The sequence below is a fragment of the Azospirillum sp. B2RO_4 genome (genome assembly GCF_051124815.1).
Lineage (GTDB): Bacteria > Pseudomonadota > Alphaproteobacteria > Azospirillales > Azospirillaceae > Azospirillum.
The window spans coordinates 625,707-651,691 of the sequence record NZ_CP118485.1 but is presented as its reverse complement, the minus strand read 5'-3'; the positions used below and the strand labels follow the sequence as shown (position 1 = coordinate 651,691).

Genomic DNA, 25,985 nt, shown 5'->3' with positions numbered 1-25,985 from the left:
TATGGCATGCCTGCGCAGTTGGCACGGCGCTTGAAATAGTGGTGTCAGGAAAACGCACGTTGCCTCGCCGGTCAAATGACCAGGGGCGGGGACAGCCTCAGAAGGAGACTAGGACCATGGCCGGAAATGTGACCCTGACCGCCTCGATGCGCACCAACCTGCTGCAGCTGCAGAGCACGCAGTCGCAGATCGACAAGAAGCAGAACATCCTGTCGACGGGCAACAAGATCAATTCCGCTCTGGATGGTCCCACCTCCTTCTTCGCCGCCAAGGGTCTGAACCAGCGCGCCGGCGACCTGACGTCGCTGAAGGACGCGATGGGTCAGTCGATCAGCACGATCCAGGCCGCCGACAAGGGCCTGACCTCCATCGACTCGCTGGTCGACCAGGCCAAGGGCCTGACCACCGCCGCCTATGCGGCGCTGGGCAACGACGCCGCCTCCATCGCCACCCGCAAGTCGCTGGCCTCGCAGTTCAACACCCTGAAGGACCAGATCGACAAGCTGGCCGCCGACAGCGGCTATCAGGGCAAGAACCTGATCAACGGCAACGGCATGAGCATGGACAGCACCAGCGCGTCCCGTGCCGCCGTCAACACCATCGTCGGCGTCGACAACGCCCGCGTCACCAACGTGATCTCCGCCGACACCTATGCGATCCGCATCAAGGGCGACGGCTCGGTCGAGGGCAAGACCGCCGACATCTCCACGGCGGAGAACGCGCACGGCCTCGTCGGCCTGAAGCTGTCGGGCACGATGTCCAGCACGCTGGGCAGCTTCTCCGACGTCCAGATCGAGGTGCGCGGCGCCAACGGCCGCACCCGCGACTTCATCGTCAAGGACGGCGACGAAAGCCGCACGATCTCCTACTTCGACAACACCCAGACGATCGAAGCCAAACTGCAGACGGCGGCGACCTCGGGCGTGGCGCAGGTGTCGACGGTGAACGTCAGCGGCACCATCGAGGAAGGCGACATCTTCTCCATCACGGTGGAAGGCCAGTCCTTCAGCTACACCGCCACCAGCGGCGACGTCTCCGTCGGCCAGAATGCCGCCCTCAACGTGGCGACCCGGCTGCAGGCTTCGATCAGCGCAGCCATCACCACCGGCGGCCGTCTGGCCGGCAAGGATGTCGCCACCGCCTCCGTCGGCACCAGCGGCACCATCACCCTGACCGGCAACACCACGGCCGGTGTGGTTCGCGAGATGACGGTGACGACCAGCGCCACCAACGCGCTGACCAAGAAGATCTCGGAGAGCTTCGCGTCGGGCACCATCGTGTCCTTCACGGTCGACCGCCGCCTGCTGGAAGCGGCGAACAACCAGGGCAACGGCATCTCGACCATCGAGAAGAAGGTCGACCTGCAAATCCAGGTCACCAACTCCAATGGCGCCCAGGTCACCCGCGACGGCATGAACAGCCGCGGCGACGGCAAGCTGGACGGCGGCGAGCAGTCCTTCACCTTCGACAGCGGCACGGTGCGTTTGAACATCGATGCCAAGACCATCAAGCAGGCCGCCTCGGCGAACTGCTCGGCCAACATCGTCACCAAGCAGATCTCCGACGCCAACACGTCGAACGACATCACCGTCCAGTTGAACGAACGCAACACCAATTCGATCACGGTGAACGCGGTCAACCTGTCGACCAGCGGCCAGGGCCTGCAGATGGATGCGGCGCAGAACGGCTGGATGGACCGCGCCGACATCGACAAGGCGGTCGCCGGCCTGGATCATGCCAAGGCGACGATCCGCTCCGCGTCGCAGAACCTGTCGACCAACCTGAACATCATCACGACCCGTGAGAGCTTCACCAAGGAGTTCAGCGACGTGCTGACGGAAGGCGCCAGCAAGCTGACGCTGGCGGACCAGAACGAGGAAGGCGCCAGCCTGCTGATGCTGCAGACCCGGCAGCAGCTGGGCACCATCGCCCTCTCGCTGGCCAACCAGTCGCAGCAGTCGATCCTGCGCCTGTTCTGATCCGGAACGGCAGCCGGTCACACGAAAAGGGGCGCCCCCGCCGGGGCGCCCCTTTTCGTTTGTGGATTTCCCCAATCGGCTTGGCGCCGGTCAGCGCCGCCGCAGGGCCTCCGCGATCAGCGCACGGGCGTCGGCGGCCAGCGCGGCCCGGCCTTCGGCGCGCGTGTACATCATGTGACCGCCGGGATGCACCGTCACCGCAACCCGGCCGCGTTCCCCCTCCGGCAGTTCCAGCCTGGACGCGACCCAGCGCGACGCCATGTAGGGCGTGATCAGGTCGGTGCGGCCATGGACGATCAGCACCCGCAGCGCCGGCTGCAGGGTCAATGCCGTCTGCAGCGCGTCGACGGCGCTCGGCACCGTCATGCGCGGCCAGTCCCAATTCCGGTTCACCCGGTCGCTGAGCAGCCGGTAAGGCACGTCCGTCCGCACCCCGAGCGCGTCGTGGACATAGGCGGCGAAGGCCGTGGTGTAGGTCGGGATCGTGCCCTTCAGGAAGGGGTCGAACGGAACGCGCGGCGCTCCCGGATCGGGGTCGGGCGCGGTGAAGGTGCCGTCATAGATGCTGAGGATCCGGTCGCGGTCGCGCAGAAGCTCGCGCGTGAAGACGCCCATCGGAACGCGGCCGCGCTGGCGCCTCACGGTTTCCACCGGCAGGCCGGTGATGCGCGCCACCTCGGCGAAGACGTCCTTTTCCGCGTCGAGCCGGCCGTAGTCGAGCCGGGCCAGTCCGGTCAGGTAAGGGCCGAGCGCGAAGCGTTCCGCCGCTTCGGCCGCCTGTTCCGGCGTGCCGGACGTGCGCCCCAGCGCCGCGGCGGAGGCGGCCATCGACGGCAGCTTCAGGGCCGGGCCGAGGATGCCGTCCTCGTCGATGGCGGCGAAATCGACGACGGGAGAGACCAGGATCAGGCCGTTCACCGCAAGCCCGACCCGCTCGATCAGCTCGTCGGCCATCCTGGCGATGCGGAAGCCGCCATAGCTCTCCCCCGCCAGGAAGGTCGGCGACGACCAGCGGCCATTGCGGGTCAGCCACAGCCGGACGATCTCCGCCATCGACCGCGCATCGCCCTCCACCGACCAGAAGCGTTTCTCATCCTCGTCCGGCTTCAGCCCGCGGCTGTAGCCGGTGCCGACTGGATCGATGAAGACCAGATCGGTGAAGGCCAGCCAGCTGTCGGGATTGTCGACCAGCGGCGCCGGCGGCCGCGGCAGCGCTCCGTCCGGCCCGAAGGCGACGACCTTGGGGCCGGCGGCGCCCAGATGCATATAGGCCGATGCCGCCCCCGGTCCGCCGTTGAAGACGAAGGTGACCGGACGCGGACCATCGGACGGATTCTTCGGTTCGGCCGGCTCTGCGGTGTAGGACACCGTGAAGATGCGGGCCGCCAGCTCCTCCTTCGCTCCGTCGCGAAGCGGCAGGAACTCGACCGTCGCGCTGTAGGCCAGCGCCCCGCCCGGCAGCGGCAGGCTGTGCCGGGTGACGCTGCGCTGGGGGTCGAAGCCCTGGAGCCCGTCGGCTTTGCGGCCTTCGGCATTGTTCACATCCGGCTTTGCCGCATCCGCCTTTCCCGCTTCCGTCTTTCCCGCTTCGGTCGTGCCGCCTTCCGGCCGGTCCGCCGCGGCGGCGGAACCGGGGACCAGCGGCGGCATCAGCAGGGCCGGAAGCAGGGCCATCGCCAGCAGGCGCGACAGGCTGCGGGAGCGGAAAGGCGCGGACATGAGCGGCATCTGGGAATCCAAGACAGTTTCTGCGGGGCGGTCTCCGGCCATCGCATATTGCGGTCCCGTCCGCGATCCGCAACCGGCCCCGATTTCCGTGCCATTTTTAGGACATATTTTTTCCAGCGCCGGCACGGCGCCGGGCTTGCCGGTTGCGCTGTGTGATACAAACTGACTAACCCGAAAAGGTAACATCTTCCGGGTTAGAGTTCGTTCACTGCCCAACCGGGCCAACTTTGACGGGATCCCGCCGACATGCTCCTTCCACGGCACGCCACCATACGCGCACGGCTGTTCCTCGGCTTCGGCGCGGTGCTTGTGCTTCTGATCAGCCTGACCGTCATCGGGGTCCGCGAGGTGCGGAAGATCGATGCCGATCTCACCCGGATCAACGACGTGAACAGCGTCAAGCAGCGCTATGCCATCAACTTCCGCGGCAGCGTGCACGACCGCGCGATCGCGCTCCGCGACGTGGTGCTGACCAGCGACGCGGCGACCCTGTCCGCCGTCCTGGCCGACATCGACCGGCTGGCCGCCTTCTACGACCAGGCGGCCAAGCCGCTCGACGCCATGTTCGCCACCATGACCGACATCGAGCCGGAAGAGCGGTCGATGCTCGCCGGCATCAAGGAGATCGAGGCGAAGACCCTGCCGGCGCTCAAGTCGGTCATCGCCGCGCGCAAGGCTGGTGACATGGCCGCCGCGCAGAAGGCCCTGATGCAGGACGCCCGTCCCGCCTTCACCGAATGGCTGAAGCGCATCAACGCCTTCATCGACCTGCAGGAGCACAAGAACCGGCAGATCGCCGCCCGCGCCCGCACGGTCGCCAGCGGTTTCCAGACGCTGATGCTGTCGCTGTGCGCCGCCGCCCTGCTGCTGTCCGGCGCTTTCGGCCTGTGGACGGTGGCGGCCCTGCGCCCGCTGCGCCGGCTGACCGACGCGATGCTGATGCTGGCCAAGGGCGACCTGAACGTCGCCGTTCCGCCGTCCGAGGCCAAGGACGAGATCGGGCAGATCACCGGCGCCGTCGAGGTGTTCAAGGCCAACGCCGTGGAGGCCGATGCCTTCCGCCGCCGTCAGGCCGAGGCCGAACGCGTCGCCGAGGAGCGCAAGCATGCCGAGATGGCGGCGCTGGCCGACCGGTTCGAGAGCGAGGTGAAGGGCGTGGTCGACAGCGTCGCCTCCTCCTCCACCGAGGTGCGGTCCCTGGCGCAGTCGCTGGCGACGACCGCCGACCATACCGAAACGCAGGCGACCACCGTCGCCGCCGCATCGGAACAGGCGTCGGTCAATGTCCAGACCGTGGCCGCCGCCGCCGAGGAGCTGGCCGCCTCCATCGCCGAGATCGGCCGGCAGATCGGCGAGAGCAGCCGCAAGGCCAAGCAGGCGGCCGATCAGGCCGACGGCACCAACCGCATCGTCGACGGCCTGTCGTCCAAGGCGAACCAGATCGGCGACGTGGTGAACCTCATCAACTCCATCGCCGGGCAGACCAACCTGCTGGCGCTGAACGCCACCATCGAGGCGGCGCGCGCCGGCGAGGCGGGCAAGGGATTCGCCGTGGTCGCCAGCGAGGTGAAGAGCTTGGCCAACCAGACCGCCAAGGCGACCGGCGACATCTCGCAGCAGATCGCCGAGATCCAGACGGCGACGGCCGACGCGGTCCAGGCGATCCAGAGCATCGCCGCCACCATCGGCGAGGTGAACGTCATCGTCGGCACCATCGCCCAGGCGGTCGACGGACAGAACGCCGCCACGATGGAGATCGCCCGCAACGTCCAGCAGGCGGCGGCCGGTACCAACGAGGTCTCCTCCTCGATCGGCGGCGTCCTGCAGGCGGCGTCGGAAACCGGAAGCGGCGCCAGCCGCCTGCTCTCCTCGTCCGGGGAACTGTCGAAACAGGCCGAACTGCTGCACGCGCAGGTCGACCGCTTCCTCGGCAGCGTGCGCGGCAAGGTCTGATCCCGGCACCGCCCAATCCCGTCACGGCCCGGAATAGTAAGGGGGGTGGGGCAAAAGGTAGCAAAGCCTACGCTTGCCGGTTGCGGCCGGGGACACTAGGAAGTCTCCGGCCGCAGCAGGTTCTGCGTGCTGCGTCCGCCGGATGCACCTTCGGCCGCCGCCCCCTCCGACCGAAACTGGGCCCGCCATGATCGACAGCGAGAGCAACGACACCGTCGATTACGGCCGCCTCGTCTGGAGTGACGATCTGGTGCTGGGCGTCAACGCCATCGACGAGCAGCATCGCGAATGGATCGCGCTGGTCCAGGCCTTCGAACACGCCGTCACCGAAGGACGGCCGGCCGAGGAGATGCGCAGCACCCTGGCCGCCGCCGTCGCCTACACCGAGTCGCATTTCGCCGACGAACAGCAGGTGATGGAGGAGGCGGGCTATCCCTTCCTCGACGACCATATCGGCCAGCACCAGCTCGCCTGGGACCGCGTGCATGCCTTCGCCTCGGGCGAGGTGGCGGACGAGGAGATGCGGCGGAGCCTTGCCGAATTCCTGCCGCAGTGGCTGATGCTGCACATCAACACCGCCGACCGCCAGTTCGCCCGCTGGCTGAAGGGCACCATGGCGCCCGGCGCCGCCCACGGCACCGGTTCCGGCACCGCTCCCGGGGGGCCGGCCGGACCCGACGGCCGGGTGTTCGGCGACATTCCCGTCTGAATCCCGCCCCGCACGGGCGGGATCCGGACCGCCTGCCGTTGCGAATCGCCGGAACCGCCGCTACACAGGGGGCATCCGCGCGAGCCATCCCGTTTTCCGGAGCGTTCTTCCATGTCGACCCTGCCCGATCAGGCCACCATCGCCGCCACCGCGGCCAAGATCCTGCTGGAAATCAAGGCGCTGCACTTCAACGCCGAGACGCCCTTCATCTTCACCTCGGGCTGGGCGAGCCCGGTCTACACCGACTGCCGCCGCATCGTCTCGTTCCCGCGCGCCCGCAAGGCGCTGATGGATTTCGCCGTCGCCACCATCGAGCGCGAGATCGGCTATGAGGCCATCGACGCGGTGGCGGGCGGCGAGACCGCCGGCATTCCCTTCGCCGCCTGGATCGCCGACCGGCTGGAACTGCCGATGCAGTATGTGCGCAAGAAGCCGAAGGGCTTCGGCCGCAATGCCCAGATTGAGGGCCTGCTGACGGAGGGGCAGCGTGTCCTGCTGGTCGAGGATCTGGCGACCGACGGCAAGAGCAAGGAGAACTTCGTCACCGCGCTGCGCAACGGCGGCGCCCAGGTGACCGACACCTTCGTGATCTTCCACTACGGCATCTTCCCGCAGTCGAAGGTCAACATGGACGCCATCGGCGTGCGCCTGCACGCGCTGTGCACCTGGTGGGACGTGCTGAAGGTCGCCCGCGACAACCGCTATTTCGACGAGAACACCCTGTCCGAGGTCGAGAAGTTCCTGAACGACCCGGTCGGCTGGTCGTCGGCCCACGGCGGCAAGTCGAGCATGTGATGAGAGGCGGGGGGCGGTACGCGCCGCCCCCCATGGGTGCCCGATCAGCCGCGGCGGACGTAGAAGGCGTCGCCCCAGCTGTGATGGAAGGGGCTGATTTCCTCGACGCGCTCGAAGCCGCGGGGGAACAGCAGATCGTCGATATCGGCGATCCGGCCGCAGCCCTGGTAAAGCTCGGCATAATTCACCTCCACCGCCACGGCGTCGAAACGCCCCAGCAGAGGGCCGCAGCCGGCCAGGATCATGCGTTCCGCGCCCTGCGTGTCGATGGCAAGCACATTGTAGCCGCCGGCATCGATGCCGAATTCCGCCAGGATGTGGGGAAGCGGGGCCGCATCGACCTCGATCGTTCCGGTCAGGGTGATGCCGGGATAGACGTCCAGATGCTCCTTCGGCGGCAGCAGGGAACTGGACTGGCTGCCGCTCATCCGGGAAAAGGGCAGCCGTCCGACCCGGTCCGACACCGCGCGATTGATGCAGACGACATCGGGATTGCCGACGAAGCGGGGGGCCAGGCGGCCATAGGTGTCCGGATCGGCCTCGACGAACAGGACCCGGCGGCAGCCGGCTTCGACATACTGAGAATATTCCTCGCCCTCGTGCGCGCCGACATGGACAATACCGCGTGGGACGATGCCATAGCGCGGAAACAGGTCGGAATAGCGGAACATCGTCCGGTCGCGGGTGAACAGTCGCTGCACATGGCGCGGAGCGACCGCCAGATGGGTGCAGGCCCCGTCATCCGCCGAGGGTTGCAGGCAATGCTGCAAGGTCCGGCCGTCGAAGCGGAACATCGAATAGCGGTGGCGCTGCATCAGGGCATAGAGCGCCGGCAGGCCGCCGGCCGCCCCGTCACCTTCCCCGGCCCCTTCGAACTGAACGAAATCGATGCGGCGAAGCCGCAGCATCTCTTCGGCGCTTTCCAATACCGGCAGCACAGCGCCGACCCGATGCAGCATCAGCCAATCAACATGCCGCAGACCAAGCCCGGCGCACCAGTCGTCCACCGGACCGGGCGCGTCCGCGGCGATGACGATCCGGTTTTCCGACTTCAGGCCGTCGGACCACGCCTCCGCCCCCTGCCCGGCGGCGAGCAGCGTGACCCGCCCGTTCAGGAAATTCTCCAGCAGAGTGGTCACCGGCGCAGCGCTCATACCCGTCTCATCTCCAGTTCACCGGTCCTGTTGCCGAAACCACGGTCGGCCGGACGCGGGGGGATCATAAAGTCCGTTGCCGGCGAAAATGACAAGCCGCCTGTCACGCGGCCGGCCCATCTCCCGCCGAAGATTCACGGCGCAGCGTCCGCCGCCATCTGCTCCGGCCGGGGCCGGTGGTTGAAGCGCACACGGACGATTTCCCACCGCGCTTGCGCCTGGGCGGCGGCACCGTCGCAGGGGCGGCGGTCCAGAATATCGAAGGACAGCGTCGACAGTCCGTCGCCGGCCGGGATTTTACCGGTGGACCAAAGCTCCTGAAAGACGCGGCGATTGACGAGCGAGATCGGCGACGGCGCCGCATCCGGCGTGAAGCCGTCATTGTCATGGTCGAGCGGCTGAAAGCGGCCCTTGCGCCGGCCGGTGGCGATGCGGCGCGCCCGGATGCGCAGCGAGAAGTCGAAATCCTCGTAGCCCCAGCCCCAGAACTGGTTGGAATAGCCGTCGACCTGCCGCATGACGCCGTTCGGCATCAGCAGCGCGCCGCCCATCGTGCTTTCCAGGTTGGTGGTCACCGTCCGGTCCGAGCGCCCCGGCGCCACCGGCCGCTGCTCCGCCCCGAACCAGAGGATGGGCGTCGGGCAGTCGGCCCAGGAATAGTCGGCATCGACCGGCAGGTAATCGACGTCGTGCAGACAGGTATAGTCGCTCTGCCCTTCACCCAGCAGGAAACCGACATTCTTCAGCGCCCCCCGGTTGAAGGGAAGACCGTCCTCCTGCTCGACGATGGTGACGCGATAGTCGATCCTCGGCACATGCCGGTCGAAGTAGGCGCTCACCCACGGAATGAATTGCCTCAGGTGGCTTTCCCGATCCCGGTAGGGGACGACGATGTGGAGGCGTGCGTCCGCGCTGTCGCCGGTCGTCATGTCAGTTTTTCCCTTCCTGCGCAGCGGATGGCAAACCGCCACTGTCGTCGGCCGCGATGGCGATTGCACGCGGAGAACCGCCCGCGAGATGAATGTCCCACATCGCCCGATAGGCCGCCTCGAGATGCCGGGTGAATCGGGGGGTATCGAACAGCGGGCAGGTCTGCCGATTGCGCACCAGCCGTTCGCGCAGGCTGCCGAGCCTTTGAGGCGAGCGGGCGAGGTCCACCGCCGCCGCCTCATACGCCTCCTGCCCGTCGACGATCAGCTCCGGCAGTCCGGCGGCCCGCAGCAGGCTGGCCGCCACGCGCCCGGCAAAGGTCGTACCGCGCCGCGTCAGCACCGGCAACCCCGCCCACAGCGCATCGCTGGCCGTGGTGTGCGCGTTGTAGGGGAGCGTGTCGAGAAACAGGTCCGCCAGCCGGTGACGCGCCAGATGCTCGGCATGGGGAATCGGGCCGGCGAAGACGAGGCGGCCGGGATCGAGACCACGGGCCTCGCCCTCGCGGCGCAGGTTGGCCGCCACCTGCGGATTTCCGGCATAAAGCCACAGGACGCTGCCCGGCACCGCCGCGAGGATGCGCGCCCAGCCGTCGAACAGGTCGGGCGTCAGCTTGTAGGCGCTGTTGAAACAGCAGAAGACGAACCCATCGGCCGGCAGCCCGCAGTCGGCGCGCGCCGGGGTGGCGACTGCGATGGCACGGCGGCGGTCGTTGGGCTGGTAGCAATCCGGCAGCCGCACCACCCGCTCGGTGAAGAACGCCTCATCGCCCTGGGCGATCACCTCGGGGTCGGCGAGGATGTAATCGACATAGCCGGCCCCCAGCGTGCCCGGATAACCCAACCAGTTGACCTGCAGCGGCGCCGGGCGGGCAGCCAGGATCGACGTCCGCGAGAAGGTGGTGAAGCCGGTCAGATCGACCAGAATGTCGATCCCGTCGGCCGCGATGACCTGCGCCGCGTCGGCGTCGCCATGGCGGTACAGGTCGACGAACCGTTCCAGTCCCTGCTCGAACCGGCGGCGCAGCGGGCTGCCGTCGTCGGCGCCGGTCGAATAGGCGGTGACGGCGAAACGGGACCGGTCATGCGTTTCCAGGGCATCCACCATCAGGTGGCCCATCGCATGTTCCCGGAAATCCGACGACAGATAGCCGATCCGCAGACGGCCATCGGGCGGAAGAGCGGGGGGACGGGGGAGAGGAACGGCGCCGCAGGCCTTCGCCGCCGCCCAACGGGTCGCGGCCGATTGCTGGTCGGCAAGGGTCGAGGCGCAGGACAGGACGTCGAACGGGGATATGCCCTCCGCCCCCTCCCTCACCCGGCGGATAAGCAGCGACTCCAGACCATCCAGGTCACGCCAGTCGCAGAGCAGCCTCTGCTGGTGAACCAGCTGGCCGAGGGCCGCGCCATGGCCGGGAACCAGCCGCAGCACCCTCCGGCAGGCCTCGGCCGACACCGCGCTCCAGCCGCTCATCGCGGCGGCCATCGCCAGATCGGCACAGGCATCCGCATCGTCGGGCGCCAGGGCGACGGCATAGCGCAAGGCGGCGACCGCGAGATCGGGGCGAAAGGCCTCCGCCAGAACACCGGCCAGCCGCCGCCAGGCCTCGGCATTCAGCGGCTGCCGGGCGAGCAGGCCTCTCAGGATCGCCAGCGCGCCGTTGGACTCGCGCAGGATCGACAGAGCCTGAGCCAGATTGATCTCCGCCGTCGGGAAATCGGGCTGCAGGTCCAAGGCCGCGCGATAGCCGGCGACGGCCTCCCGCAGGCGGCCGAGTTCCCGCAGGGCGTTGGCGAGATTGTTGTGCGCGGCCGGATCGGACGGTTCCAGCCGGACCGCGGCGGCGGCGGCGCGCCAGGCGTCCTCACGCAGGCGCATGGCATGTGCCGCATTGCCCAAGGCCAGCCAGTTCCGCGCGTTCGCCGGATCGAGCGCCACCGCGGGACGGCCGGCGGCGACCGCTTCGGCCGGACGGCCGGCGGCATGGAGCAGGCAGGTCAGGTCGTGCCGGATGCCGACGTCGAGCGGCGCCAACCCGATGGCCTTGCGGAAAGCCGTTTCGGCCTCGGCATTTAGGCCGAGGTGATGGAGCGCCACGCCCAGCCTGGACAGCGCCGAGGCGTCGGCGGGAGAGAGCCGCGCCGCCTCCCGGTGGGCGGCCACCGCCTCGGCGAAGCGTCCGAGATCCTGCAGGGCGACGCCGAGGTTGTTGTGGACCTCACCCAGATGGGAATGGGTCGCCAGAACCTTGCGGTAATGGGGTTCCGCGTCCTGCGGCCGGCCTTGGCTGTGCAGGGCCAGCGCCAGCCCGTACTGCGCATCGACCGAGTCGGGTGCGACCCGCAGCGCCGCCGCATAAACCGTCGCCGCCGCATCCCAGCGGGCCATGCCGGCCATCGCCGCACCGAAATCGAGATAGACTTCCAAGTCCTTGGCGAGGGACAGCGATTTCTGGAACAGGATCACCGCCTCGCGCGGGCGGCCCAGCCGCAACTCGACGACGCCCAACCGATGCAGGGCCTTCGGGTTCTGCGGTTCGGCCTGCAGAACTTCGAGGTAACGGGCCCTCGCCTCCTCCGGTTTGCCGGCCTGTTCCGCCGCCACGGCACGGGTGAAGCTGGTCAATTGGCCTTTGTCCGCCATAGCCGACCTCAGTTGCGCCAGCGCGTGTGTTCCAGGATGCGGGGAATCCCGGCTGGACGTCTGGCATCACCCCAGTTCGAGATATCGGGAATCGTGGTCACGCCATAGCGGCGGCCGAGCAGGCTGAGGATGCTTTGGTCGTGGCGATGGTCGCGGAACTCCGGATAGTTCGGCAGGCCGCATTCGTTGGGGGCGTCGGTGATCAGCCGGGCATCCTGGGCATGGCGCAGCCACCGGGACATGAAGTCCCTGCTTTCCGGCCCACGCTCGCACACGATGAAGCTGGCGAGGATCTGCGGCGCGTCGATGAAGGGCGGCCGGTCCAACCCCATGAAATGGAAACAGTCGCGCTTCGTCCAGACGCGGTTGCTGTGCTCGTCCTCCAGCGTGAACAGCAGCACCGGCAGGTCGCGCCGCCGGCGGCAGAGTTCGATCACCGGATCGACGCTGTGGACGAAATGGGCGCCGCTGTCGCTGTAGAACAGCATGTCGCCATCCTGCAGATGATCGCGCAGCATGAGATCGATGAAATAGGGCTTCCACAGCCAATAACCGGCCCCGCGCGGCTGCTCCAGGATATGCCGGTTCCGTGCGGCGAAGGTGGCGTCGATGTGCTGCCGCCCCATCATGGCCACGCCGTCGAAGCCGCCCACGGCAAGGCCGGTCTGCGCATTGTGTTTCTGCGCCGTGGTGAAGGCCCCGTCGGCATAGTTCAGCAGCACCCGCTTCATCGCACGTCCTCCCGCCGCTCACAGGCGGCTTTCGATCCATTCCGCCAGACGGTAGGCGTCGAAATAGAAATCCTCCGCGCCGAGGAAGGGCGGCGTGCTGCGATAGCGGCGGTAGGTGTCGTAGTCGTCGTCGGCGGCCAGGATGGCGTCGACGGCCTCCTCGTCGGACGCATAGCGCGACACGTCGATGAAGCTGCCGGCGGCGACATCGCGCAGCACCCCCGGATCGCCCCAGTAGAGCGGCACGGCGCCGGCCTGGAAGGCGTCCAGGATCTTCTCCGTCAGATAGCCGGGATGGCTCGCATTCTCGAAGGCGAAGGCGAAGCGGTAGCGGGAAAAGACCCGGATCTTCGGCAGCCAGCCCATCTTGACCACGCTGCCGGTGTTGTTCAGCAGCCAGCCGACCGACTCCACATGCCGACGGGCGCAGAGCATCTGGAAGAAGTCGTTGCGCCGGGCGCAGTTGGGGTTCTTGTAGAGGAAGGCGCAGAATTTCCGCTTCGCGGCCTCCTCCCGCGTCGGCAGCACCGGCGGCAGGACGGACTGGCAGAAATGCGGCGTCGCCCCCTCGCGCCGGTGGTCCCAGGCATGCATGACGTAGAGCGGCAGGCGATAATGGCGGGGATCGTCGATGCGGTCGAACGACACCGACATGTCGACGCCGTCGAGCGGGGGCCGCACATTCTCGCCGGTGAAGAACATCGCCCGGACGGTCCGCGCCTCGCGGTGGCGGGTGCCGAACACCGACACGATGGCGAGATCGCTGTCGTTGTCGACGACCGAGACGTCGAAGCGGGCGGAGAGGATGTCCACGAAGAAGTTCGTTGCCGGATCGAACTCCGGCCAGAAATCGAAGAAGGCGATCTTCAGCCGCGGCTTCGCCGTGCGACCATCATGGCCGGGCCCGTGCAGCAGAAACCTGTCGAGACGCGCCGGATCCCGATTGGAAGACTCCAGAAATTCCGAAAGGAAATCGCTGGTCCGCTGGTCGATCATGCCCAAGACGCTCCCGCACGCACTGATTGCCGCGAGCGGCCCCCTGCCCCGGACAAGCTCGGCGGCCACACCGTAAGTTTGCCACTGCCCGCTTGCCAGCGCTATTTTCGGAAGCGCCGCGCGGCGCCTGACCGGCAAAGTGGCTTCGCAGTTGCACAGGGCGCATGTGAGCGGTCCTTGACCGTACGGCCCGCGCCGCTAATATCCGGCGCCATGGACGTCTCTGCACGGATCCCGATGATGATGCGCGCACCGGCGCATCGCGCGCGAATTACCGGCCCGGCTCTCTGAGGAGGGCCGGGATCGAGACCTTATGTGCGTCGGGTGGCAGGACCACGCCGCCCGATGGTGACGCCTTCCCCCAGGGATCCGATATGACCCGCGATTACAAATCGACCGTCTTCCTGCCGCGCACCGACTTCCCCATGCGCGGCGGCCTGCCGACCAAGGAGCCCGAGCTGCTGAAGCGCTGGGCCGAGATGGACCTGTTCGGCAAGCTGCGCGCCGGCGCCAAGGGCCGGAAGAAGTTCGTGCTGCACGACGGCCCGCCCTACGCCAACGGCAACATCCACATCGGCCACGCCGTCAACAAGATCCTGAAGGACGTCATCGTCCGCTTCCGCCAGATGCAGGGATTCGACGCCGACTATGTCCCCGGCTGGGACTGCCACGGCCTGCCCATCGAATGGAAGATCGAGGAAAAGTACCGCAAGGCCGGCAAGAACAAGGATGACGTGCCGCTCATCCAGTTCCGCGCCGAATGCCGCCAGTTCGCCGAGGAATGGGTCGGCATCCAGGCTGCCGAGTTCCGCCGGCTGGGCGTCGAGGGCGACTGGAAGCACCCCTACGCCACCATGACCTTCCCGGCCGAGGCGCAGATCGTCCGCGAAATCCACAAGTTCGCGATGAACGGCGGCCTCTACAAGGGCTCCAAGCCGGTGATGTGGTCGGTGGTCGAGAAGACCGCGCTGGCCGATGCCGAGGTCGAATACCACGACCACACCTCCACCACCGTCTTCGCCCGCTTCCCCGTCTGGGGATCGTCGGCGCCGGAGGTGGACGAGGCCAGCATCGTCATCTGGACGACCACGCCCTGGACCCTGCCGGCCAACCGCGCCATCGCCTATGGCGACGAGATCGAATACGCGACCTTCAAGGTGACCGCCGTCGCCGAGGGCAGCAAGGCCGTGGTCGGCGAGCGTCTGGTGCTCGCCACCGGCGTGGCCGAGGGCGTGCTGAAGGAGGCCGGCGTCACCGAATGGAAGCAGCTGCACCGCTTCCCCGGCTCGCGCCTTGCCGGCACCTATTGCCGCCACCCGCTGAACGGCAAGGGCTACGACTTCAAGGTGCCGCTGCTGGCCGGCGACTTCGTCACCACCGACGCCGGCTCGGGCTTCGTCCACATCGCCCCCGGCCATGGCGAGGACGATTTCCGCCTGGGTCAGGCCAACGGCATCGAGGTGCCGCAGACGGTGGGCGAGGACGGGCGCTATTACGCCCATGTGCCGCTGTTCGCCGGTCTGGCCGTCTACACCGACCAGGGCAAGTCCGGTCCGGCCAACAAGGCGGTGCTGGAAGCATTCGATGAAGCCGGGTCGCTGCTGGCCAGCAACCGCATCAAGCACAGCTACCCGCACAGCTGGCGCTCCAAGGCGCCGCTGATCTTCCGCACGACGCCGCAATGGTTCATCTCGATGGAGACGAACGACCTGCGCAAGGTGGCGCTGCAGGCGATCTCCGACACCCGCTGGGTCCCGCCGCAGGGCGAGAACCGCATCCGCTCGATGATCGAGAGCCGTCCCGACTGGTGCATCAGCCGCCAGCGCGCCTGGGGCGTGCCGATCGCCCTGTTCGTCCGCAAGGCGACCGGTGAGATCCTGCGCGACGAGGCGGTGTTCGCCCGCATCGCCGACATCTTCCAGCAGGAGGGTGCCGACGCCTGGTTCGCCCGCGACCCGCAGGATTTCCTCGGCAACGCCTATTCCGCCGAAGAGTTCGAGCAGGTCCGCGACATCGTCGACGTCTGGTTCGAGTCGGGCTCCTCGCACGCCTTCGTGCTGGAACAGCGGCTGGAGGAGCTGGCGTGGCCGGCGGACCTCTATCTTGAGGGTTCGGACCAGCATCGCGGCTGGTTCCATTCCTCGCTGCTGGAAAGCTGCGGGACGCGCGGCCGGGCGCCCTACAACGCGGTGCTGACCCACGGCTTCGTGCTGGACGAGCAGGGCCGCAAGATGTCCAAGTCGCTGGGCAACGTGGTGGCCCCGCAGGAAGTCTGCGACCAGTATGGCGCCGACATCCTGCGTCTGTGGATCATCAACTCCGACTATTCGGAGGATCTCCGCATCGGCAAGGAGATCATCAAGACCCAAGCCGACCTGTACCGCCGCCTGCGCAACACGCTGCGCTACCTGCTGGGCGCGCTTGCCGACTACACCCCGGCCGAGCGGATCGACGCGGCCCAGATGCCGGAGCTGGAGCGTTGGGTCCTGCACCGCCTGTCGGAGCTGGACACGCTGGTGCGCGAGAAGGTCGAGGCCTACGACTTCCACGCCCTGTTCGTGGCCCTGCACAACTTCTGTGCGGTGGAGCTGTCGGCCTTCTATTTCGACGTCCGCAAGGACAGCCTCTATTGCGACCCGGTCGATTCGGTGCGCCGCCGTTCGGTGCGGACGGTGATGGAGCATCTGTTCTCCACCCTGACCGCATGGCTGGCCCCGATCCTCTGCTTCACCGCGGAAGAGGCGTGGCTGGCCCGTCCGGAAGGCCTCAAGGAGGGGGATGGCTGGACCGAGGAGAGCGTGCACCTGCGCGGCTTCCCGGAGGTCCCGGCGGAATGGCGGAACGATGCGCTGGCCGCCAAGTGGGAGTCGGTGCGCAATGTCCGCCGCGTCGTCACCGGTGCGCTGGAACTTGAGCGTGCCAACAAGACCATCGGCTCGTCGCTGCAGGCCGACCCGACCGTCTATGTCGACTCGGCGACCAAGGCCCTGCTCGCCGACGTCGATTTCCAGGATGTGTGCATCACCTCCGCCATCGAGGTGACGGACACGGCGGCGCCGGAAGGGGCCTTCACCCTGGCCGACGTCCCCGGCATCGCCGTCGCCCCGGCCCTGGCCGACGGCGAGAAGTGCGAGCGCTGCTGGAAGGTCCTGGAGGAAGTCGGCACGGTCGCCGATCACCCGACGCTGTGCATCCGCTGCGCCGACGCGGTGGCATGAGGCCAGTCGGAAAGCGAGACCCCCACCCTAACCCTCCCCCGCTGGGCGGGAGAGGGAACTCCGCCGCCCGACGACCAATCCCCCTCCCCCGCCCAGCGGGGGAGGGTCGGGGTGGGGGCAGGGGGCGGCAGCTTCCGGAGTTCACATGAACGCCTTCGTCGCCAACCAAACCCGCTCCTACTGGCTGTTCGGGCTGATCGTCGCCGTGGCGGTGGTCGTGCTGGATCAGGCCAGCAAGTGGTGGATCCTCGAACAGGTCATGCAGCCGGTGCCGCATGTCGTCGAGGTGACGTCCTTCTTCAACCTCGTGCTGGTGTGGAACTTCGGGGTCAGCTTCGGCACCTTCGCCGGCGGCGGGGCGCTGATGCCCTATATCCTGAGCGCCGTCGCCGCGGTGATCGCCGTCTGTCTGGTCGTCTGGCTCAAGCAGGCCGAACGGCGGCTGATCGCGCTGGCGCTGGGCTTCATCATCGGGGGAGCGGTGGGCAACGTCGCCGACCGGCTGATGCATGGCGCGGTGGTCGACTTCCTCGATTTCCATGTCGCCGGCTGGCATTTCTGGGCCTTCAACGTGGCGGACAGCGGAATCAGCGTCGGCGTGGTGCTGCTGTTGATCGACGGACTGTTCGCGGGCCGCGAAAAGTCGTAAGAGTTCCGTCGCCGGTGGCGCTATAACCACCGGCGAGCGCTGACCATGCGGTCCCGACCTTCGGGCCGGGTCGCTACGACGTGACAGACGACGGGATCTTCCGAACGTGACCAGCATCTCCTCCGCCCTCTCCTCCACCCGGAACCGGCTTCCGCTCATCGGGCTGGCGCTTGCGGCGATGGCACTCGCCGGCTGCTCGGATGTGCGCCGGTCCATCGGTCTCGACCGCCAGAGCCCCGACGAGTTCGCCGTCGTTTCCCGCGCCCCGCTGACCCTGCCGCCCAGCATGCAGGACCTGCCGAAGCCGCGCCCCGGTGCCCCGCGCCCGCAGGACAGCACGCCGACCCAGACGGCGGCCGGCGCCGTGTTCGGCGGCGCCGCGCGCCGCGGCGGCAATGCCGCCGGCGAATCGACCGGCGAGCGCTCGCTGATCGCCCAGGCCTCGGCCCGCGACGGCATCGACCCGAACATCCGTGCCAAGGTCGATCAGGAAACCACCCAGCTGATCATCGCCGACAAGAGCTGGATCGATACGCTGCTGTTCTGGCAGAAGCAGGAACAGCCCTACTCGCTGGTCGACCCGGCCAAGGAGCAGCAGCGCCTGCGCGAGGCCCAGGCCCAGGGCAAGTCGCTGGACGGTGCCGCCACCCCGACGATCGAGCGCAAGCGCAAGGCGCCGCTGGAAGGCCTGTTCTAAGCGACGGTCTTTCCGGCCTTGTCCAAGGCACGACATCACACCAGTTTCCGGGGGCGCCCTTCCCAGCGAAGGGCGCCCTTTCGATTCGGACCTCCTGATCCGGGAGCCTTCATGCCTGCCGTCCCCTCCGCCCGCCGCCTCGCCGTGGCCGGTCTCCTGGCCCTGACGATGACCGTCGCGGCCCCCCTGGCGCCAACGCCGCTCACCGCTCCACCGGCTTACGCGGCGGAAAAGGGCGTGTTCTTCCCCGAAAGCTTCAGCCTGTCCAACGGCATGCAGGTGGTGGTGATCCCCAACCACCGCGTGCCGGTCGTGACCCATATGGTCTGGTACAAGGTGGGCGCCGCCGACGAGGAGCGCGGCCAGTCCGGCATCGCGCACTTCCTGGAACACCTGATGTTCAAGGGGACGGACGTGATCAAGCCCGGCGAGTTCAGCCGGATCATCGCCAAGAACGGCGGGCGCGACAACGCCTTCACCAGCTACGACTACACCGCCTATTACCAGAATGTCGCCCGCGACCGGCTGGAGATGGTGATGCGGATGGAGGCCGACCGCATGGCCAACCTGAAGCTGACCGACGCGGTGGTCTATCCCGAACGCGACGTCATCATCGAGGAACGGCGCCAGCGCATCGAGAACGAGCCGGCCGACCGGATCGGCGAGCAGATCAACGCCACCATGTTCGTCCATCATCCCTACGGCACCCCGGTGATCGGCTGGCCGCAGGAGATGTCGGCGCTGACGCGGGAGATGGCCGAGCATTTCTACAAGACGTGGTACACGCCCAACAACGCCATCCTGGTGGTGTCGGGCGACGTCACGGCAGCGGAGCTGAAACCGCTGGCGGAGCGCTATTACGGCGCCATCCCTGCCCGCCCGGTGCCGGAGCGCAAGCGCGTGACCGAACCGCCGCTCAATTCCTCCCGTCAGGTGGTGCTGCGTGACGAGGAGGTGCGACAGCCGTCGGTCCGCCGCATCTGGACCGCGCCGTCCTATCGCCTCGACCCCGACCATCAGGCCTACGCGCTGCAGGTGCTGGCGGAGATCATGAGCGGCGGCACCACGTCCCGCCTCTACCGCAGTCTGGTGGTTGACCAGAAGCTCGCCACCTCGGCCTGGCTCGGCTACGGCCCGACCGCCTGGGACATGGCGACGCTCAGCGTCGGCGCCAGCCCGGCCGCCGGGGTTCCGGTGGAGAAGCTGGAATCGGCGCTGTGGACGGAAATCGACAAGCTGCTGAAGTCCGGCGTCACCGAGGAGGAGGTCGCCACTGCGCGCAAGCGCATGCTGGCCGCCGCAGCCTATGCCCGCGACAGCCTGACCGGGCCGGCCCAGACGCTGGGCGCGGCGCTCGCCACCGGCCAGAGCATCGACGATGTGGAAAGCTGGCCGGTGCGCATCGACGCCGTCACCGCCGATCAGGTCAACGCCGCCGCCCGCGCCGTGCTGAGCAAGACCAACCACGTTACCGGCCTGCTGCTGCCCCCGACCGGAAAGGACAGTTGAGGATGAGCGCGCGTCACATTTCCATGCGGTCGGGCATCGCCGCGTTCTTCCTCGCCGTTGTCGCCATTGCGCTCCCCGCCCAAGCGATGGACATCAAGCGCGTGGTCAGCCCCGGCGGGATCGAGGCGTGGCTGGTCGAGGACCACAAGGTTCCGGTCATCGCGCTGGAATGGGCCTTCGAAGGGGCCGGCGGCATCGACCCCAAGGGCAAGGAGGGGCTGGCGAACCTGACCTCCACCATGCTGGACGAAGGCGCCGGGCCGTATGATTCGCAGGCGTTCCAGGCGCGGCTGCAGGACAACGCCATCGCGCTTGGCTTCGATGCCGGGCGCGACGGCTTCAGCGGGTCGATGCGCACCCTGACCGAGCACCGCGACGAGGCACTGGAACTGACCCGCCTGTCGCTGACCGACCCGCATTTCGCGCCCGACTCCCTGGAGCGCATGCGCGCCTCGATCACCGCCAGCCTGAAGCGCGATCTCGCCGACCCCAACTATGTGGCGCGGCGCCAGTTCTATGCCACCGCCTTCCCCAACCACCCCTATGGCGACGAGATTCGCGGCACGCTGGAAAGCCTGCCGACCATCACGCCCGACGACCTGCGCCGCTTCGTGAAAAGCCAGTTCGGCCGCGACCGGCTGGTGGTGGCCGCCACCGGCGACATCTCGCCGGAGGATCTCGGCAAGGCGCTCGACAAGGTGTTCGGCGGTCTGCCGGCGAAGGCCGAGGTGCCGCCGATTCCCGACGTGACGATGTCCGGGTTGGGCCAGACCATCCTGCTGCCGCGGCCGACCGCCCAGACGGTCATGCTGATGGGCCAGCCGGGGGTGAAGCGCGACGATCCCGACTGGTACGCCGCCACGGTGATGAACTATGTGCTGGGCGGCGGCGGCTTCGGGTCCCGCCTGATGGAGGAGGTGCGGGAGAAGCGCGGCCTCAGCTATGGCGTCTACAGCTATCTGATCCCGATGGACCATGCGGCGCTGGTGATGGCCAGCGGCTCCACCGTGAACGCCAAGGCGGGTCAGGCGCTAGACATCATGCGCCAGGAATGGGCGCGCATGGCGAAGGACGGGCTGACCGATCAGGAGATGGCCGACGCCAAGACCTACCTGACCGGCTCCTTCCCGCTGCAACTCGGCTCGACCCAGGCCATCGCCCGCATCCTGCTGCAGGTGAAGCGCGACAATCTGGGCATCGATTACCTGAACCAGCGCGACCGCTACATCAACGGGGTGACCCAGGCCGACATCAAGCGCGTCGCCCAGCGCCTGCTCGACCCGGCCAAGCTGCTGACCGTGCTGGTCGGCAAGCCGGACGGCGTCTCGCCGACGCGGACGATCGACGGGGGGAGTTGAGGGCGTTTCGGCTTACGGGTGCCCCATCCCTCCCCCGCCCTCGGTCGGCCGAAGGCCGATCCGATTGCGGTGGAGGGGGCAGGATGTTTGGCGGCGTAACGTAAATGCCAAAGCGGCGGAGTTCCCTCTCCCACCGCAAGGTGGGGGAGGGTTAGGGAGGGGGCCACACTCCGCCAAAGCTCCCTTTCTTCATGCCAAATCCGGCTGACTCCCCGGAAAGCGGGGATCGCCGGGGTCCACCGGATGCCCCGGCACCTTGCCGGGAATGATGCCGACCTGATCGGGCCGCGCGGCATCGTCGCGGTCGTTCTGCTCCTCGCGCTCTTCCGGCGGTGGCGTGGCGGGCTTGTCGGACATGGCTTCCTCCTGTTGCGAATCCTCAGATCCACAACAGTCCGTCCGCCATCCGGTTGCACGGCTCGGCCGGCGTGCATAGACCGATAAGCAGCACCAACCGCCGCGTTTTGGCCCGTGGCCGATGCCGGCGGACGGTGTTAGGCTCCCTGCGCCCCGCAGATGGGCCGCGTCAAAGGACCGCTGACGTCAAGGAGTCCAAAGCATCATGACCGCGCTGACCCGTTCCCCCGCCTGGGCCGCCCTCGCCCGCCACCGCCAGGATATGGCCGGCACGCACATGCGCGACCTGTTCGCCGCCGATCCCGGCCGGTTCAAAGCCTTCTCGCTGGAGGCCGCGGGCCTGTTCCTCGATTATTCGAAGAACCGCATCACCCAGGAGACGGTCGGCCTGCTGCTCGACCTTGCCCGCCAGCAGGATGTGGAGGGCGCCCGCGCCCGCATGTTCGGCGGCGAGCCGATCAACCTGACGGAAAAGCGCGCGGTCCTGCACACCGCTCTGCGCAACCGCTCCGACCGCGCCGTGACGGTCGACGGCCGCGACGTGATGCCGGCCGTGCGCGCCGTGCTGGAACGGATGGACGCCTTCGCCACTTCGGTGCGCGACGGGGAGTGGCGCGGCTATACCGGCCAGCCGATCACCGACGTGGTCAATATCGGGATCGGCGGCTCCGACCTCGGCCCCGTGATGGCGACGGAGGCGCTGAGGCCCTTCGCCCATGCCCATGTCGCCCTGCATTACGTCTCCAACGTCGACGGCACCCATCTGGCCGAACAGCTGAAGTGGCTGGATCCGGAAACGACGTTGTTCGTCATCGCCTCCAAGACCTTCACGACGCAGGAGACGCTGACCAACGCCCATTCTGCCCGCCGCTGGTTCCTGGAGACCGCGCAGGACGAGGCGCATGTCGCCAAGCACTTCGTCGCCGTCTCCACCAACGAGGCGGAGGTGCGCAAGTTCGGCATCGACCCGGCCAACATGTTCGGCTTCTGGGACTGGGTCGGCGGCCGCTATTCGCTGTGGTCGGCCATCGGCCTGCCGATCATGATCGCCATCGGGCCGGAGCGATTCGCCGAACTGCTGGCCGGCGCCCATGCGATGGACGAGCATTTCCGCACCGCGCCGCTGGAACGCAACATGCCGGTGCTGCTGGGGCTGCTCGGCGTCTGGTACCGCAATTTCTGGGATGCCTCGTCCTACGCGGTGCTGCCCTACGACCAGTATCTGCACCGCTTCCCGGCCTATCTCCAGCAGTTGGACATGGAGAGCAACGGCAAGTCGGTGACCCGCGGCGGCGAACCGGTGGACTACCAGACCGGCCCGGTGCTGTTCGGCGAGCCCGGCACCAACGGCCAGCACGCCTTCTACCAGCTGATCCACCAGGGCACCTCGCTGATCCCCTGTGATTTCATCGCGGCGGCGACCACCCACAACCCGATCGGGGCGGAGGCCGGCGCCCATCACCGCATCCTGCTGTCCAACGTCTTCGCCCAGGCCGAAGCGCTGATGCGCGGCAAGACCGCCGACGAGGTGCGGGCGGAGATGACCAAGGCCGGCAAGCCGGCGGATGAGGTGGAGGCGCTGGTGCCCCACCGCGTCTTCCCCGGAAACCGCCCGTCCAACACCATTCTGATCCAAAGCCTGACCCCGGCGACGCTGGGCGCCCTGATCGCGCTGTACGAGCACAAGGTCTTCGTCCAGGGGATCGTCTGGGACATCAACAGCTTCGACCAGTGGGGCGTCGAGCTGGGCAAGCAGTTGGCGAACACCATCCTGCCGGAGATGGAAGCCGGGCCGGCCGAGGGCGCCCATGACAGCTCCACCACCGGGCTGATGGCGTGGTGGCGGGCGCACCGGTAAGCGCAGGTCCAGCTTACGCCAAGTAATTGTATGTGTGCGAACGCAATCGGGCGGGATAGCCTTCCCCCGATGGCGTTCGCAACATCGCCGCCACGCCACGGTTGAAGAGGGAAACGGTCCTTGCACCAATCCTCACAACCGGAGCGACCCAATGTCCACACGCTTGCGCCTCGCCATCCTGATCTACGGCATGATCCAGGGTGTGGTCTTCGGCATCGGTACCGTCCTGGTCCTCGGCATCCCCAGCTTTTCCGAGCAGGCGATGACGCTGATGCCGACCGTGGTGATCCTCAGCATCGTGCTTGCGGCCCCGATCGCCTGGTTCATGGCGCCGCGGCTGCGCCTGCGCTTCTGGCAGCGGCGGGAGGAGCGGCAGCAGGCGCCGCGCCGCGTCACGCTGTCCTGACGACTCCGTCGATGCAGTCTTCCGCGACCATGGCGAACAGCCAGTCGCGGAAGGCGCGCATGGTCGGCGTCTCCGGTCGCGACTTCAGCGACGTCAGCCAATAGGCGCCCTTGCAGACGGTGACGGCGAAGGGCTGCTCGATCAGGCCCAGCGCCAGCGGCCGGCGGAACATCGACACCGGAGCCAGCGCCACCCCCGCCCCCTGGATCGCCACCTCCACCATCAGGGAGGAGGAATCGAAGACCGGCCCCTTGACCGCCGGCATCGCCGACGGCTCGACCCCGGCGGCGGCGAACCAGCCCGGCCATTCATCGGATCGGTAGGAGCGCAGCAGGGTCTCGCGCCCGACATCGGCCGGCTCGCGCAGACGCCGGGCGATCTCCGGCGCGCACAGAACCGACAGCGGCGCGTCGAACAGGCGGACTGCGTCGGTGCCGTGCCACGCGCCGTCACCAAAGCGGATGGCGTAGTCCAGCCCCTCCGCCGCGATGTCGACCCGGTTGTTATTGGTGGACAGGCGCAGATCGACGAAAGGATGCGCTTCGCGGAAGCGGGCCAGCCGCGGCAGCAGCCAGCCGACGGCGAAGGTGCCGACGGCGCCGACCGTCAGCACCTCGCGGAACCGCCCGCCCTCGAACTGGTCGAGCAGGCCGCCGATGCGGTCGAACGCCTCCTCCAGCGTCGGAAGCAGCGCCCGCCCCTCGTCGGTCAAGGCGAGGCCGCGCGGCAACCGGTGGAACAGGCTGGCGCCCAACCGCTCCTCCAGCAGCTTGACCTGATGGCTGACGGCGGCCTGGGTCACGCACAGCTCGATGGCGGCGCGGGTGAAGCTGAGATGCCGCGCCGACGCCTCGAAGGCGCGCAGGGCGTTCAAGGGCAGATAGGGCCGGACCACGGGTTCCCCGGACGAATGCTGGGTGTCGGGGGTGAGCTAGCACTGATTGGGGGTGGGCTCCAGGGGGATGTGGGGGGAGCGGCTAACCATGCCCCCTCCCTAACCCTCCCCCGCCTTCGGCGGGAGAGGGAACTGCCGCCGTTCTCCCGCAAAGCTCCTACCCCCTCTCCCGCGAAGCGGGGGAGGGATGGGGAGGGGGCACCCGAATCAGCCCCCACACCCCCTCACCGCCCCGTCAGCACCTTGCGGGTGTGCAGGGCGATCATCCGTTCCTCGTCGGTCGGGATGACATAGACCGGCAGGCGGCTGCCGGGGGCCGAGATCTTCGTCGCATTGGCCTCGTTGGCCGCCGCGTCGATGTCCACGCCCATCCAGGCCAGCTTGTCGCCGACCCGCGCCCGCACCGGGGCGGAGCGTTCGCCGATGCCCGCCGTGAACACCACGGCATCCACCCCGCCCATCGAGGCGGCCAGCCCGCCGGTCTCCTTGGCGATGCGGAAGCAGAACAGCTCCACCGCCTCCTGCGCATGCGGGTCGCCGCTCTCCAGCAGGACACGCATGTCGTTGGAGATGCCCGACACGCCGAGCAGGCCGGACTTGTTGTAGAGCATCTTCTCGATTGCGCCGGCGTCCATGCCCTTGCGCATCAGGTAGATCAGCACGCCGGGGTCGATGGTGCCGCAGCGGGTGCCCATCGGCAGGCCGTCCAGGGCGGTGAAGCCCATGGTGCTGTCGACACTGCGCCCGCCCTGGATGGCGCACATGCTGGCGCCGCTGCCGAGATGGGCAACCACCACCCGCGAATCCCCCAACTCCGGAGCGATTTCCGGCAGGCGGCGGGAGATGTACTCGTAGGACAGGCCGTGGAAGCCGTAACGGCGCACGCCTTCCTCCGTCAATTCCCGCGGAATGGCGAAGGTCTGTGCCTGCCACGGCTGGTTGCGGTGGAAGGCGGTGTCGAAGCAGGCGACCTGCGGCAGCTCCGGATGCGCCTCGGCCAGCGCGCGGATGGCGGCGAGGTTGTGCGGCTGGTGCAGCGGAGCCAGCGGCACCAGACCGTCCAGCTCATCCAGCACGGCGGAGGTCAGCAGAACCGGCGCGGCGTGACGGACGCCGCCATGCACCACCCGGTGACCGGCGGCGATCAGCGTCGCCCCCTCCAGCCGTTCCTCGATCCAGTCGAGCAGGTAGGACAGCAGCGCCGTGCGGTCGCTGGGTTCACCGGCACCCCAGCTCTTTTCGGCGAGCGGGCGGCGCTGGGCGTCCTTGGCCTCGAACACCGGCTGGGTGCCGATGCCCGAGATCTGGCCGTTGACGGTGACCACCGGATCCCCGCCGCCATGATCCCGGAACACCGAGAATTTCAGGCTGGAGGAGCCGGCATTGATGACGAGGATCGCGTTGGACATAGGCCCTGCCC

The 25,985-nt window shown here is 68.0% G+C and carries 20 protein-coding genes; 11 read left to right on the top strand and 9 right to left on the bottom strand.

The features are described from left to right. The first annotated feature begins 116 nt into the window (after positions 1-116). A complete protein-coding gene (locus tag PWS46_RS02970; protein ID WP_434617824.1) occupies positions 117-1,979 on the top strand; it encodes a flagellin in 1,863 nt (620 codons plus the stop codon). Positions 1,980-2,069: 90 nt separating this feature from the next. Here the strand turns inward: PWS46_RS02970 and PWS46_RS02965 are convergent, their stop codons facing one another. Continuing rightward, positions 2,070-3,707: a S10 family peptidase gene (locus PWS46_RS02965; protein WP_434617821.1), complete on the bottom strand. Its 1,638-nt coding sequence runs from the start codon at positions 3,705-3,707 to the stop codon at positions 2,070-2,072. 246 nt (positions 3,708-3,953) lie between these two features. On the opposite strand from PWS46_RS02965, the gene PWS46_RS02960 reads away from it, so the two are divergent. The 3 genes from PWS46_RS02960 to PWS46_RS02950 all read left to right on the top strand — a co-directional run bounded on the left by PWS46_RS02960 (position 3,954) and on the right by PWS46_RS02950 (position 7,164). Beyond that, positions 3,954-5,660, top strand: coding sequence for a methyl-accepting chemotaxis protein (locus PWS46_RS02960; RefSeq protein WP_434617818.1), 1,707 nt, complete (start codon positions 3,954-3,956; stop codon positions 5,658-5,660). Between the two features lie 187 nt (positions 5,661-5,847). Further along, positions 5,848-6,369, top strand: a complete 522-nt coding sequence (locus tag PWS46_RS02955) for a bacteriohemerythrin (protein WP_434617815.1) — start codon at positions 5,848-5,850, stop codon at positions 6,367-6,369. A gap of 111 nt (positions 6,370-6,480) precedes the next feature. Continuing rightward, on the top strand, positions 6,481-7,164 hold the full coding sequence (locus PWS46_RS02950; protein ID WP_014247028.1) for an orotate phosphoribosyltransferase: 684 nt from the start codon (positions 6,481-6,483) through the stop codon (positions 7,162-7,164). A gap of 44 nt (positions 7,165-7,208) precedes the next feature. Here PWS46_RS02950 and PWS46_RS02945 read toward each other — a convergent pair whose 3' ends face one another. The 5 genes from PWS46_RS02945 to PWS46_RS02925 form a co-directional block, all read right to left on the bottom strand. Beyond that, positions 7,209-8,318, bottom strand: a complete 1,110-nt coding sequence (locus PWS46_RS02945; RefSeq protein ID WP_434617811.1) for an FkbM family methyltransferase — start codon at positions 8,316-8,318, stop codon at positions 7,209-7,211. 134 nt (positions 8,319-8,452) lie between these two features. After that, positions 8,453-9,247: a galactosyltransferase-related protein gene (locus tag PWS46_RS02940; protein ID WP_434617808.1), complete on the bottom strand. Its 795-nt coding sequence runs from the start codon at positions 9,245-9,247 to the stop codon at positions 8,453-8,455. Position 9,248: 1 nt separating this feature from the next. Continuing rightward, positions 9,249-11,891 carry a tetratricopeptide repeat protein gene (locus PWS46_RS02935; protein ID WP_434617805.1) on the bottom strand — a complete coding sequence of 881 codons (2,643 nt, stop codon included), beginning with the start codon at positions 11,889-11,891 and terminating at the stop codon, positions 9,249-9,251. An 8-nt stretch (positions 11,892-11,899) separates the two neighbouring features. After that, a complete protein-coding gene (locus PWS46_RS02930; protein WP_434617803.1) occupies positions 11,900-12,622 on the bottom strand; it encodes a hypothetical protein in 723 nt (240 codons plus the stop codon). An 18-nt stretch (positions 12,623-12,640) separates the two neighbouring features. After that, positions 12,641-13,618 carry a glycosyltransferase family 10 domain-containing protein gene (locus tag PWS46_RS02925; protein WP_434617800.1) on the bottom strand — a complete coding sequence of 326 codons (978 nt, stop codon included), beginning with the start codon at positions 13,616-13,618 and terminating at the stop codon, positions 12,641-12,643. Between the two features lie 374 nt (positions 13,619-13,992). Between PWS46_RS02925 and ileS the strand changes: the two genes are divergently transcribed. From ileS to PWS46_RS02900, 5 genes are all read left to right on the top strand, one after another. Continuing rightward, a complete protein-coding gene (gene ileS, locus PWS46_RS02920) occupies positions 13,993-16,836 on the top strand; it encodes an isoleucine--tRNA ligase (RefSeq protein ID WP_434617797.1) in 2,844 nt (947 codons plus the stop codon). 145 nt (positions 16,837-16,981) lie between these two features. Further along, positions 16,982-17,485: a signal peptidase II gene (gene lspA, locus PWS46_RS02915; protein WP_434617795.1), complete on the top strand. Its 504-nt coding sequence runs from the start codon at positions 16,982-16,984 to the stop codon at positions 17,483-17,485. Between the two features lie 106 nt (positions 17,486-17,591). After that, entirely contained in the window at positions 17,592-18,182 is a 591-nt protein-coding gene (locus PWS46_RS02910; protein ID WP_434617792.1) for a DUF3035 domain-containing protein, read from the top strand. Positions 18,183-18,293: 111 nt separating this feature from the next. Then, a complete protein-coding gene (locus PWS46_RS02905) occupies positions 18,294-19,691 on the top strand; it encodes a M16 family metallopeptidase (RefSeq protein WP_434617789.1) in 1,398 nt (465 codons plus the stop codon). A 2-nt stretch (positions 19,692-19,693) separates the two neighbouring features. Continuing rightward, positions 19,694-21,049 carry a M16 family metallopeptidase gene (locus PWS46_RS02900; protein ID WP_434617786.1) on the top strand — a complete coding sequence of 452 codons (1,356 nt, stop codon included), beginning with the start codon at positions 19,694-19,696 and terminating at the stop codon, positions 21,047-21,049. 189 nt (positions 21,050-21,238) lie between these two features. Here PWS46_RS02900 and PWS46_RS02895 read toward each other — a convergent pair whose 3' ends face one another. Further along, complete coding sequence (locus PWS46_RS02895) at positions 21,239-21,406, bottom strand: hypothetical protein (RefSeq protein WP_434617783.1); 168 nt, start codon at positions 21,404-21,406, stop codon at positions 21,239-21,241. Positions 21,407-21,611: 205 nt separating this feature from the next. On the opposite strand from PWS46_RS02895, the gene pgi reads away from it, so the two are divergent. Together pgi and PWS46_RS02885 are read left to right on the top strand one after the other, a co-directional pair. Beyond that, complete coding sequence (gene pgi / locus PWS46_RS02890; protein WP_434617781.1) at positions 21,612-23,264, top strand: glucose-6-phosphate isomerase; 1,653 nt, start codon at positions 21,612-21,614, stop codon at positions 23,262-23,264. 151 nt (positions 23,265-23,415) lie between these two features. Then, positions 23,416-23,670, top strand: a complete 255-nt coding sequence (locus PWS46_RS02885) for a hypothetical protein (protein ID WP_434617778.1) — start codon at positions 23,416-23,418, stop codon at positions 23,668-23,670. Here the strand turns inward: PWS46_RS02885 and PWS46_RS02880 are convergent. Next, complete coding sequence (locus PWS46_RS02880; RefSeq protein WP_434617775.1) at positions 23,657-24,565, bottom strand: LysR substrate-binding domain-containing protein; 909 nt, start codon at positions 24,563-24,565, stop codon at positions 23,657-23,659. The two genes, PWS46_RS02885 and PWS46_RS02880, sit on opposite strands and share 14 nt — an antisense overlap. Before the next feature lie 224 nt (positions 24,566-24,789). Continuing rightward, positions 24,790-25,974 (bottom strand): acetate/propionate family kinase, encoded by a 1,185-nt coding sequence (locus PWS46_RS02875; RefSeq protein WP_434617772.1) that lies wholly within the window; start codon positions 25,972-25,974, stop codon positions 24,790-24,792. Between the last annotated feature and the right edge of the window lie 11 nt (positions 25,975-25,985).